This is a genomic window from Pseudomonas chlororaphis (assembly GCF_001921865.1).
GTDB classification, from domain to species: Bacteria; Pseudomonadota; Gammaproteobacteria; order Pseudomonadales; family Pseudomonadaceae; genus Aquipseudomonas; species Aquipseudomonas chlororaphis_D.
The window spans coordinates 361,458-373,804 of the sequence record NZ_MSCT01000005.1; the positions used below are offsets into that span (position 1 = coordinate 361,458).

Here is a 12,347-nt window from a genome sequence, read left to right on the forward strand (position 1 = left end):
GAGCCCCCCCAAACCCCCCGTGGAAAACCGGGGCGGCGTATTGCATTTCACTGACACCGTCTGGCGTTCGTCTTGAACGTTGCCGCGTCCTACAGGGTTTTGCGCTACGAACCTTTGTTGCCCTTGTCGAAGGCCGGGTCGTAGACCTTGGTCAGGTCGCCGCCCAGGCGGAAGGTCTTGAACGGCTGCATCTTGTGCTTGCGTTCGAGCACATCCGGGGCGCAGGTGTAGAGGCTGCAGAAGGGTTCGAGCCAGGCGAATTTCGAGTCGACCTTGAGGTCGGTCATGTCCTGGTCCTTGCCGTTCTTGCGCTCGAACTCGTCCGGGTCTTTGACCCCGGCCAGCACCCGCTCGCCCAGGCGTTTCAGCGCGCCGTGGTTTTCCTCGCGCAGGTCGACGCCGTTGACCTGGGCGAAGCTGGCGATCATCGCCAGCGGCGGCAGGGCGTAGTTGTGATAGGCCAGGGCGCGTTGCTGGCGCTTGAGTTCGTTGGGCAGGAAACCGTCGGCGTCGACCTGATTGACGCCGACCTTGTATTCCTTCACGGCCCAGTCGAACAGGTCGCGGCGGTTGGTCGCCACGGCGGTGGCCATCACCGACCAGGCGGCCCAGTACGAGTGGTTGTTGGTCTTGTCCAGCGGCAGGTTGTCCCAGTCGCTGACCACCTGGTCGGCCATCTTGCCGAACCAGGACTCGATCTGCTGCGCCTCTTTCTGGTGGGTGTCCAGCGGGTGCGAGTCGGAGAACTTCAGCCGCAGGTAGGCCGAAGCCATGCTGCCCAGGGCCCATTTGCGCATGGACTTGCCGGTGTGGTTGAAGTCCTTGGACATCAGCGCGTCGGCCTGGGCCCAGGCCGTGAGCCAGCTCAGGGTGCAGTCCAGTTGTTCCGGACGCCCGTCGCGCATGAATTGCATGACCCGCTTGCTGGTGCCGCGCTCGATCTTGGTGATATCGGCGGTGCTGTCGCGAAAGGCCTTTTCCGATTGCACGTTGAGGGTGGCGCGGGCCTTGTCCGAGCCTTCGTACTTGCTGCGAAATTGCAGCGAGCCGGTGTAGGGCGCGGGCATGGCGTCGCAGCCTTCGCTAGCGTCGCCACTCTTGAACTTATCCACCGGCGCGTAGTAACCCTGGGGTGGGCGCAGCGGGGCCGCGGCCTGGGTGGCGCCTGCGAACAGCGCCAGGCTCAACAGGCTGGGGGCCAATAACTGTTTCAGCGTTGTGCTTTGCATGGGAACCTCATTGCCCGATCTGCGCGGTGCGTTGCCCGGCGCTCGGGAATACGTTGCGTGTGCAAATTTTCGCTTCGACCTTTTGCGCCGCGGTGCCCGCTTGCGGGCCCTGGACTTCGACCGCCAGCAGGTTCTGCGAGGCCCAGTCTTCGTCGGTGCGCAGTTCAAAGGCGAAACGCCCGTCGGTGTCGGATGTTTCCGGCTTGTCGATCTTGATGTCCTCGTGGCGCCCGTTCATGTACCAGAGGGTGGCTTGCAGGGTTTTCACCGAGGTGTCGGCGAAGCGGATGTCGACCTGGTGGCCGCTGTTGCGCAGGTCCATGTTCTTGCTGTTGACCATCAGCTCGTTCTTGCCCGGCTTGAGGGTGGCGCTGGCGCTCATTTGCGTCGGCTTGCCTTCGCAGCCGTTGTCGAGCAGGGCCATCATCTGCCGGTAGATGGTTTCCTGGTCCAGGCGGTACAGCGGCGAGAATTCCCAGATCAGGACCTTCGGCGGCTTGCTCTGGAATTCCTCGCTGCCCAGGTATTGCAGCATCGAGCCCTCGAAGCCGCCGCCGGGGAAGGCGACGTTGAGAATGTCGGCGCCGATTGCTTCCTGCAGGAAACCGGCGAAGTTGTAGTTCTTGCCGCTGTGGCTGGTGCCCACCAGGGTGATCTGCGGGTTGCCGGAATCGCCGAACAGGTCGCCGTCGCCGGCTTCGCCCTTGGGCTCGGTGGTGAACTGGTCCATGTACTGGATCGCGTAGCTGGTGCCGCACAGTTGCCCGGCCATGTTGTGCAGGGTGCCGGTCTTGCCCATGCGTCCGGACTTGTGGGTCTCGAACTCACGCTTGGGAATGTCGGCGAAGGCCGGCAACTGCTTGACCTTCTGCGCCACGATCCTGGCCGTGCGCTGGGCGCCGTACGGGGTCCAGTGCTGGTCGCCGCGGAAGTAGAAGTCGTGGGCCGGCAGGGTTTCCGGCTGCTGCTCGTTGGTCAGCGGCGACAGGTCCGGCACCACGTAGCCCATGCGGGCGAAGCGGCCGAGCATGGCCTGGTAGTTCTTCAGCGCCTTGTCGTAGTCGAAGCTGGCCTTTTCCTGCGGGTTGAGCTTGTTGCGGTTCACCAGGCCGCGGGTCGGCTGGTAGACCAGCACCAGCTCCACGCCCTTGCTCTTGAAGGCGTCGTGCAGCTGTTGCAGGCGGCGATAACCTTGCGCCGTGGTGTCGAATTCGGTGCGCAGGTCTTCCTGGGTCCGGAACAGCCAGTCGCCCTGGGCCTGGACCAGGGTGGTGAAGTTCTGCTGGTAGCGGGTGGTGTAGTTCTTCGCGTCGTGCGCCGCCGGGCACAGGTTGCAGCAGGGCTCGGCGGTGAACTTCGGCGCAGCCGGCGAAGCGTCGGCGCGGGCGTTGTGGCCGGCGGCGAGCATGCCCGCGGTCAGGGCGGACAGGCTCAACAGTTTGATCAGGTGTGGGCGCATGACAGTCATCCTCAATCGCGCATTTCGGTCTGGCGTTCGACGGGGTCGATCAGCACCGCTTTCTGCTGGCGCACCAGCAGGTCAAGAATTTCGTCCTGGCGCTCGCCGAGGATCCCCGAGAAGCTGATGCCGCTGCTCTTGGTCGGGGCGAGCATGGACACCCGGTACAGCTCCACGCTCAGCGGCGAGTCGATGGACATCGGGCCGCTGCCGTTGGCCGCCAGCTCGCCGCCGACCACGATCAGCGACACCTGGGCGTCGAACGGGTCGAGCTTGATGTCGCGGTCGGTGTCGGAAAGGTCCTTGATGTGGCCGTAGACCCCGGTCAGGCCGTTGGCCATGGCGACGTTTTCGTACAGGCGGATGTTCACGCTGTTGCGGATGCGGATGCCGTGGCGCCGGTTGCTGATCACCTTGTTGCCCCACAGCAGGTTGTCGGCGCTCTCGTAGAGGGTGATGCCGTCGGTGTGGTTGCGGTAGATCTCGTTGTCGGCGATCACGTTGTTCACGCTGTTACGGTCGATCACCACGCCGGAGAGTTTGTTGTCGTAGCTGCGGTTGTTGAAGATGAAGCTGTCGTTCACTTCCCGGGAAATGATGATCCCGTGCTTCTTCTTGGTCCCGTACACGGTGTTGTCGGCGATGATCAGCCGGTGCGAACGGTCGTGGGGGTCGATGCCGTAGACGATGTTGTCCCGGTAGGTGTTGCCCTTGACCACGAAGTCGCGGGTTTCGTAGCAGTAGAAGCCGTACCACATGTCCGAGAACTCGGAGCCGATGATCCAGCCGGTGGGTTCGGGGCGCTTGAGCACCTTGGCCATGTTCGGCGTGTACTGGGAAATACTCACGCCGTAGGATTTACTGTTGGCATAGCCGAAGCTGGCCATCTTGCTGTTGACGATGTAGGTCTCGGTGCCGCCCCAGGCCAGCAGGAACGGCCGGAATTCCTTGGGCGAATTGAACGTCGCCGGGCCGTTGTCCTTCTCGCGCCAGCCGGTGACCTTTGTATCGCGCACGAACAGCTGGCCGTCGTTGACCAGGAACGAGCCGCCTTCCTGGGACAGGCGCAGCTCCCGGGTCTGGCCGTCGATGTCGAGGATGCCCTTGCGCCCGACCACGATCGGCAGCCGCGCCAGGTACACGCCCGGCGAGGTTTCGCTGATGTACTGCTTGGGCAGCTTCTTCACCAGTTCCTTGAGGTTGACGTAACCGTCGTCGATGAAGATCGCCTGGGGAATGCCGTGCTGGCGCACCACCCATTCGGCCATCTTGTTGTCGCCGCCGATAAAGTCCTTCAGCGCGTCTTCCTGCATCATGCGGCGCACGCTGATCTTGCCGGGCGTGCTGCGCACGATCTTCGCCGCCACCGCTTCGGCGGTGTAGCCGGAGAGGTCGGGCAGTGTGGGCTTGGCCAGCTTCAGCTGTTCGGTCGGTGCGCTGCTGACGGTATAGGTCTTGGCCTGTTGCAGCTCCTTGGCCACGGTCGGCTGCTTGCCGGGCGCGGCGGCCGGTTCGACATTGGCGAAGGCGACGCCGCTGGCCAGCAGCAGCGCGCCGGCCAGCAGGCTGATCGAGCCTCTGTTTATCGGGCTATTCATCTCGGGCACTCCCTTGGCGGCTCGCATCAGAAGCGCCAGATCACGTCGATGAAGGCGCGGTGCATGTACGAGTCGACGTTCTTGCCGTAGGCATCGCCGGGCTTGAACACGCCGCCACGGAAACGCACCAGGGCCGACGGCTCGTCGATCGACTGGCTGAGCGCGGCCGGCAGCAAGCCTTGCTTGAAGTACTTGGTGACCACCAGGTCCATCTCCTGGCCGAGGTCTTTGTTGCCGTCTTCCAGGGGCAGGGACGAGCTGGAGAGCAGGGCGCCGGTGGCGTCGTCGTAGTTGTTCTCGACGGCGTTGATGCCGTTGCTGCCCACCGGCTTGTTGCCGTCCACGCGCCAGAACTTGTGGTAGATCAGGCTGGCGTCGTATTCGTCGTTGAGCATCCAGGAACCGAACAGGGTGGCGGTCTGCATGTTGTTCATTTCGCCGCGGAAGGCTTCGCCGAAGCGGTGCACCCGCGAGCGGGTCCCGGTGTAGTTCGAGCGGTTGCTTTCCAGGCCGTTCTGTTCGTAGTCGCCGCTGGCCCGGGCATAGGCCGCGCCGACCTGCCAGTTCGGGTCCAGGCGCAGGCGCACGCCGAGGTCGGTGGCCCAGCCGTCGAGGTTCTCGCCGCTCTTGGCCTGGGCCGGGCGGGTGCCGTCGGCGTTCAGTGCGTTGACCTTGTCGCGGTCGCCGCTCATGCCGGTGACGCTGGCCCAGTAGTTCACTGTGTTGGTGTTGCGCCAGTTGTAGGCGTCGCTGTTGGCTTCCAGGCCGAGCCAGGTCAGGTCGCCGTTCTGGCGCTTGTCCAGGGAGTCGGTGGCTTCGCCCGGAACCGGGTAGTCGAGCTTGCCGTCGTCATGGCTGTGGTGGGCGCGGATCCCGGCCCAATGCCCGGGAGTCCACTGGTAGGCCACGTCGCCGTAGACGTGCAGGCGGTCCTTGTCTTGCGGCGACAGTTCCTTGAGGTCGGTGCGGTATTCGCTGAAGCGTTCGGCGAGGCCGAGGTTGGCGCGCAACAGGGTGGTGTCGAAGGTCCAGTTGAGGGCTTCGATATTGGTGTCGCGCCATTGGCCGTCGTCGTTGCGCAGGCGCTGGCGGCCGAATTTCAACTGCTCGCCCGGGTAGGGGGTGAAACCGCCGTAGCCGATCCAGAACTCGCGCAGCGCCAGGTAGTTCTTCTTGCTTTCGCGGTCGCTGTTGTTGCTGCTTTCGGTGCTGGTGCCATCGGCCTGTTGCAGGGTGTCGGTCTCGATGATGTCGGTGGAGGTCACTGCCTGGCCCATGGCGTAGGCGCTCCAGTTGCCGCTCTCGCCGTAGACCCAGGGGCGCAGGTCGAGGCCGACGCCGTTGACGTCGCCGCCGCCCATCGTGCCGAGGTCGCGGTCGTCTTCGGACTGGCCGGTGATCTTCACTTCCAGGCCGAAGTTCTTGGTCTCGGTCACGGCCGCCAGCGTCGGGTTGGACCAGACCAGAACAAACCCCAGGGCCACCCCCAGTTTCGACAGGCTGAACAGTTTCCCTGTAGCCGCTGCCGCAGGCTGCGCACGGGCGCGCAGCGGCCGCAATCCAGGCGCCCGGGAAGTATCAGGCATACCGCGTGCGCAGGTCTGTCGAGCGCTGCGCGCTCGTTCGCAGCCTGCGGCAGCGGCTACAAGAGCGGCGTTGTTGAGTGGAGTGAACTTCATAGGGATTCCTCACCGTCTTCTTCCTGCAGCGCGTGCAGTTCCAGGGTGTTCTGGCTCAAGGCGCCACGCACGGCCTGCTCCTGTTGCAGCAGGCGTTGGGCCTCGGCGCGCTGGGCAGGCGGCAGTTGGGCGTCGAGTTGTTGCGCGAGCTCGTTGGCTTGCGGGGTGTCCTGGGTCTTGGCCAGCTGGCTGAAGACATAGGCATTGAGCGGATCGGGCTTGGTGCCCTTGCCCTGGGAGAACAGCTGGGCAATGGCGAAGTCGGCGCTGTTCTGGCCGTTGCGCGCGGCGGTCAGCAGGTGGTCCAGGGCCTTTTGCGGGTAGACCTGGCCCAGGTAGCCGCGGCGGTAGATCTGGCCGAGGTAGTAGTCGGCGGCGACTTCCTTGCCCTGGGCCTGCTTGAAGTGTTGCTCGGCGACCTTGGCGTCGGCCGGGACCAGCTTGCCTTCGTAGTAGAGCTTGCCCAGCAGCAGTTCGGCGCGGGGCTGGTCGGCGGCGCGGCCGTTGTCCAGGTACTGCATCATCTTGTCGACGTCGCCCAGTTCCGGGAAGTCGTAGAGCAGTTGCGCCAGGGTGACCCAGGAGGCCGGGTAGCCGGGGGCGATCGGTTCCAGCAGCGCCTGGGCGGTTTTTTCGTCGGTCTGGCCCAGGCTGGCATCGCCCAGTACCCGGGCCACGCTGTCGACCCGCTGGGCGCCGATGGCGCCGCGGGCGTAGCCGTCTTGCAACTGCTTGATCAGCGCCGCCTGTTGTTCCGGCTGGGCGCGTTTCTGGTAGACGGTGGCGAGTTCGACGTAGCAGATGTCGGTGACGTTGAGCGCCGCCTTGCAGATGCGTTCGACCTCGGCCAGGTGCTGGTCGTAGGTGCCCTGGGTGCGGTACAGCAGCACCTGGGCTAGACCTGCCTCGGGGTAGCCGGCGCTGCGCCATTGGCTGATCTGCTGCTGCGCGTCGATGTTGGGGAAGCTCTGCGGGTATTGCAGGTAGAGCATCGCCAGGGGAATCAGGGTGTTGCCTTCGCCGTTGGCGAAAGCCTTTTTCAGCAGGCCTTCGGCTTCGTGGTGTTCGGCCTCGGTGGAGCCGGGCTTGGCCACCAGCAGGCGGCCCAGGCGTGCCTGGGCCCGCGGCGAGGTATCGGCCGCGGCGCGGTAGGTGGCCTCGGCCTCCCTGATTTTCGCCGGGTCGCGGGTCTCCATCTGGATATCGGCCAGGCCGACCTGGGCCTCGCTGTAGCCCAGGTCCGCCAGTTGGCGGTAGTTCTGTTCGGCAAGCACGGTGTCGCCGCGCTTCAGCGCTTCGTTGGCCAGGCGCTGGTCGGGCAGGCCGGCGCAGCCGGCCAGGGCGATGGCGGCCGCCAGGGGCAACAGCAACGCCGAACCCTGTAGCCGCTGCCGCAGGCTGCGCTCGGCCGCGTAGCGGACGTTATCCGCAGCACTCGGTGTTTCTGAACCAACGCGTTGCCCGCCTTTGCGAGCGCTGCGCACTCGATCGCAGCCTGCGGCAGCGGCTACAGAGGTATGTGTAGGCACTGTCATGGTTACAGACCCGCAGCCATGGCTTTGTCGATCAGCCAGTTCACCGACGGGCCGCGGTCGCTGGCGACTTCCACCGGGCGCCCGGCGAAGGCGCTGCTCAGGGGGACGTCGGGCTTGATCTGCACGCGGATGTCCGAAGACAGGTCGCTGCCGTTGAGGCTGGTGCTGCTGACGATGGTGCCGCTGCGCACGTCGTCTTCGCCGGCGATCTGGAAGCTGACCTTGGTCCCCGGACGCACGTCGGCGAACTGGCGATAGGAGAAGCGCGCTTCGATATTGGCCTGGCTGTTACGCGGGACCAGTTGGAAAATCACGTCGCCCTTGCTGGCGTACTGGCCGTCGGCAACCATCTGCTGGGCCACGGTGCAGTCGCAGGGCGAGGTCAGGGTGCCGGTCATCTGCTTGCCGAACAGCTCCTCGACCTTGGCCGGTTGCAGCTGGTCTTCGTTCAGGTGGCCCTTGAGCACGTCGAGCATGCTGGTGCTGAAGGTCGCCAGCGGAGCGCCCTTGGCTGCTACGCCGTCGGCCTGGATCAGGCTCTGCACAGTGCCGTCGCGGGGCATGGTGACGTTCATCCCCGGTGCGGCCACCAGGCCGGCCTGGGCATGGCTGACGAAGTACATGCCGTACACCGACTTGAGGATGAAACCGAAGGCCGCCAGGCCAACGATGAAGATCCCGGCGCTGAAGGTCACCGCGCGCAGGCGGCCCAGGGCGCTCATGCCGTGGCCGGCGTCCTTGGTCTTGCGCGCCTTGGTGAAGTTGTCGCGCTGCAGGGTGGCGAGCACGTCGCCCATGGTCACGATGTCGCCGGCCAGGTGCGAGGTGATCAGCTGGCGCAGGGTCGAGATGTCCTGGGGTTCGAGGTTCTGGAACTGGCAGCCGACGCGGCCTTGCTGGCGATCCACGGAACGCACTTGCAGCTCCACGTCCATGGCCAGCCCGAGGTTGTCGATGACGAATTGCAGGCGGCCCTTGTGCACGTCGCCGACCTTGATCGGCAGCTGCCCGCCGTTGAAGCTCAGGCCGCCGGCGGAAAGGTCGATGACCCGCGCTTCGACCGGGGTCCGGTCGGGGCCGAAGAAGCGCAGCTTGGCCGGGATTTTCACCCGGGCGTGTTGGCGCTGGGCTTCGGATTCATGCACTACGTTGACGTTGACTGCGGTGTTCATAGGGGCGGTTTCCTAGTTAATTCGGGCAAGGCGGGTCAGACCATCAGCAGCAAGGTGGCGACGAAAATGCTGCCGGCGGAGAAGGTCATGGTCCGAGACGACCAGGTGTTGAACCAACGCTGAAAGCTTTCGAGATCACGGGTCAGGGCAGTGGGCTGGCGGGTCCAGGACTGTTGGTCGAGGCGGAAGAACACGTAGATCTTCACCAGCGCGCCGACGATCTGGTTGTAATAGAGAATCACTGGGTAGGCCGGGCCGATCCGGTGCCCCGAGCAGGACAGCAGCAGGGTCAGCAGCAGGCGGGTGATGCCGATCCACAGCAGGTACACCAGGATGAAGGCGGTGCCGTACTTGAAGCTGGCGATCAGGGCCACGGTCAGGCCCAGCAGGGAAGTCCACATCGATACGCGCTGGTCGAACAGCACCACGCTGGTGAACAACCCCAGGCGTTTCAGGCCCAGGCCCAGGGCCCGGGAGTTCTGCCGCAGGTTGTTGCCGTACCAGCGGAACATCAGCTTGCGGCTGGCCTTGATAAAGCTCTTTTCCGGCGGGTGCTCCACGGTGTTGATCGCCGCGTCGGGCACGTAGAAGGTGTCGTAGCCCAGGCGCATCAGGCTGAACCAGCTGGACTTGTCGTCGCCGGTGAGAAACTTGAAGCGGCCCAGGCGCCAGTGTTGCAGCGAGTCGCTTTCGACGTCGGCGATGAAGTCCGGGTTGGTGACCACGCTGGCGCGGAACACCGACATGCGCCCGGTCATGGTCAGCACGCGCTTGGACAGGGCCATGGAGCACATGTTGATGTGGCGCTGGGCGAAGCGCAGCTTGTGCCACTCGCTCATGATGTAGCCGCCGCGCACTTCGCAGAATTCGTTGGTGGTCAGGCCGCCGACATTGCCGAACAGCTGGAACCAGGGCACGGTCTTGCGCACTACGCCTTCGCCGAGCACGGTGTCGCCGTCGATCACCGCGACCACAGCACGGTCGTCCGGCAGGTGGCGGGAGATGGCGCGGAAACCGAAGGCCAGGCCGTCGCGCTTGCCGGTGCCGGGGATACGCACGAAGTCGAGCTGGACGTGGGCCGGCGGGTTCATTCGCGCCCAGAGGCTTTTCACCAGCAGCTCGTCGGACATCTCCACGATCGAGCAGACCACGGTGGTGGGGAAGCCGCAGTCGATGGCTTCGCGGATCACCGAGCCGTAGACCTGGGCGGTGGTCAGGGCGTCGATGCGGAAACTGGTGACCATCAGGTACACGTGGGACGGGTCGGCGGCCTTGCCCAGCTTGCGCACCTTGCGCCGCAGGTGCGGGTAGACCACGTAGAGAAACAGCATGCCGCGCACGAAATGCGTGGCGCCCATCGAGTAGCGCCAGATGCCCACGGCGCCAATCAGGAAAATGAAGTCCTTCGATTCGGAGTCGAAGGTGGACGCGGGCAACGCCAGGGCGAGCCCCATCAGTAAACTCAAGAAAAACAGCCAACCTGCGGCCTGGAGTAGGCCGTGCTTTAGCCTGTGCATAATCTGCATCCGTCTCGAACTCGGGCGAGCCTGTGGGGTGGCCCGATGGGGTTAAGGCAGGCGAAAAGCCCAAGGAGACGCGATCCCTGTAGCCGCTGCCGAAGGCTGCGCAAGGTCCGAAGGACCTCCGGCGATTTCAAGCGCGTCGCGACCCCTTCGGGCTCGATCGCAGCCTGCGGCAGCGGCTACAGGACGGGGTGTCCCCTGTACCGCTGTTACCAGCAGATCCCTTCGGTCCGGCCGCTTGCGCTGGTGGCCTTGGACATGAAGCCGACCAGGTCGATGACCTGTTTGCCGTGCGGGACTTCCTGGGCCAGGGCGCGGAACTTCTCGTCGCGGTTGCCGAGGATGATCACGTCGCTGTTGTCGATCACCGAGTCGAAGTCCGAGTTGAGCAGGGACGAGACGTGGGGGATCTTCGACTCGATGTAATCCTTGTTGGCGCCGTGGACGCGGGCGTACTCGACGTTGCTGTCGTAGATGCTCAGGTCGAAGCCCTTGCCGATCAGCATTTCCGCCAGCTCCACCAGCGGGCTTTCGCGCAGGTCGTCGGTGCCGGCCTTGAAGCTCAGGCCGAGCAGGGCGACTTTGCGTTTGTCGTGGCTGGAGACGATGTCGAAGGCGTTCTGCACCTGGGACTCGTTGCTGCGCATCAGCGAGTTGAGCAGCGGTGCCTCGACGTCCAGGGAGCTGGCGCGGAAGGTCAGGGCGCGCACGTCCTTGGGCAGGCACGAACCGCCGAAGGCGAAGCCCGGGCGCATGTAGTACTGGGACAGGTTGAGGGTCTTGTCCTGGCAGACCACGTCCATCACTTCGCGGCCGTCGACGCCGACCGCCTTGGCGATGTTGCCGATCTCGTTGGCGAAGGTGACCTTGGTGGCATGCCACACGTTGCAGGTGTACTTGATCATCTCGGCGACGGCGATGTCCTTGCGGATGACCGGCGCGTCGAGCTCTTCGTACAGTGATTGCAGGACGTCGCCCGAGGCCTTGTCGAACTCGCCGATCACGGTCATCGGCGGGAAGTCGTAGTCCTTGATCGCGGTGCTTTCGCGCAGGAACTCAGGGTTGACCGCGACGCCGAAATCGACGCCGGCCTTCTTGCCGGAGCAATCTTCGAGGATCGGGATCACCACATTGGCCACGGTGCCCGGCAACACGGTGCTGCGCACCACGATGGTGTGGCGGGACGTCTTGTCGCGCAGGACAAAACCGATCTCGCGGCACACCGCTTCGATGTAGTTGAGTTCCAGGTCGCCGTTCTTCTTGCTCGGCGTGCCGACGCAAATCATCGACAGGTCGGTGTCGCGAATGGCCTCGGCGAAGTTGGTGGTGCCGCGCAGGCGACCGGTTTGAATACCTTGTGCCAGAAGTTCGCCAAGACCCGGTTCGACGATGGGCGATTTACCCGCGTTGATCATGTCGATCTTGTCTTTGGCGACATCGACGCCAACGACTTCATGGCCCCGTGCAGACAGGCAACCGGCACAGACTGCACCGACGTAACCCAAACCAAATATGCTGATGCGCATCGCATTTACCTCTGTGTTATTCACGCCATTAGATGGCCGGAGTTAATGTTTGCCAGCTGTAATCATGCACTCGGAAGTTCAACGTGCAGACGTTGTAATCCCGTGTATAGGCAGACTAAGTTCCGAGTGTCTAAATAAGTGCACTCAAGTTGTGCGCAACTTGGCCTTGTTGTAGGGGCTGCCCTTGAATGTCGCCGTCCTTCCTGCTGGAAGGCAGCTCCGAGGTTGGCGATATTCCTGATTTATAGAGGTAAGCCCATATTAATCAGGTGGTTGCTCGCTCCCGGAAGCATTTTAAGGCGGGCTATGCCTTGGCCTTGTAGGGGATAGTAATGGTGCATTATCTCCTGTTGATTGACCCTGAGTTCGAATCCACGAGCAGTAGGTCAGGACAATATGACAACTTCGCTACTGATCTTTGGAGCCTATGTAAGTCATCTCCTACAAACTCGTTGAGAATCGTTACCGGTGGTATGAGCGGTGGTTCAGAACATAGTTCCTAGCCGCTCATCCTGTTTTCTGAAATTTCTTGAAATATTGTAAAAGATGGCACTGCTTTCATATTGATAGCACTTACCATTTCGACCTGTAGTTATAGGGAGTTAACGCGGGGGGATATTTTTATG

General features: G+C 63.6%; 8 protein-coding genes. All 8 read right to left on the reverse strand.

Features of this window, described 5'->3' with window-relative positions:
• Positions 1–104: 104 nt before the first annotated feature.
• Positions 105–1,229, reverse strand: a complete 1,125-nt coding sequence (locus tag BTN82_RS04570; RefSeq protein ID WP_075117974.1) for a mannuronate-specific alginate lyase — start codon at positions 1,227–1,229, stop codon at positions 105–107.
• A gap of 7 nt (positions 1,230–1,236) precedes the next feature.
• Positions 1,237–2,688 (reverse strand): alginate O-acetyltransferase, encoded by a 1,452-nt coding sequence (locus tag BTN82_RS04575; protein WP_075117975.1) that lies wholly within the window; start codon positions 2,686–2,688, stop codon positions 1,237–1,239.
• Between the two features lie 11 nt (positions 2,689–2,699).
• On the reverse strand, positions 2,700–4,286 hold the full coding sequence (algG, locus tag BTN82_RS04580) for a mannuronan 5-epimerase AlgG (protein WP_075117976.1): 1,587 nt from the start codon (positions 4,284–4,286) through the stop codon (positions 2,700–2,702).
• Positions 4,287–4,312: 26 nt separating this feature from the next.
• Positions 4,313–5,965, reverse strand: a complete 1,653-nt coding sequence (locus BTN82_RS04585; protein ID WP_261792930.1) for an alginate export family protein — start codon at positions 5,963–5,965, stop codon at positions 4,313–4,315.
• Positions 5,962–7,500 (reverse strand): alginate biosynthesis TPR repeat lipoprotein AlgK, encoded by a 1,539-nt coding sequence (gene algK / locus BTN82_RS04590; protein WP_075117977.1) that lies wholly within the window; start codon positions 7,498–7,500, stop codon positions 5,962–5,964. The genes BTN82_RS04585 and algK overlap by 4 nt, the downstream gene beginning before the upstream one ends.
• 2 nt (positions 7,501–7,502) lie before the next feature.
• Entirely contained in the window at positions 7,503–8,672 is a 1,170-nt protein-coding gene (locus tag BTN82_RS04595) for an alginate biosynthesis protein Alg44 (protein ID WP_075117978.1), read from the reverse strand.
• A gap of 35 nt (positions 8,673–8,707) precedes the next feature.
• On the reverse strand, positions 8,708–10,189 hold the full coding sequence (gene alg8, locus BTN82_RS04600; RefSeq protein WP_410002783.1) for a mannuronan synthase: 1,482 nt from the start codon (positions 10,187–10,189) through the stop codon (positions 8,708–8,710).
• Between the two features lie 215 nt (positions 10,190–10,404).
• Positions 10,405–11,721, reverse strand: a complete 1,317-nt coding sequence (locus BTN82_RS04605; RefSeq protein ID WP_075117980.1) for a nucleotide sugar dehydrogenase — start codon at positions 11,719–11,721, stop codon at positions 10,405–10,407.
• Positions 11,722–12,347 lie beyond the last annotated feature (626 nt).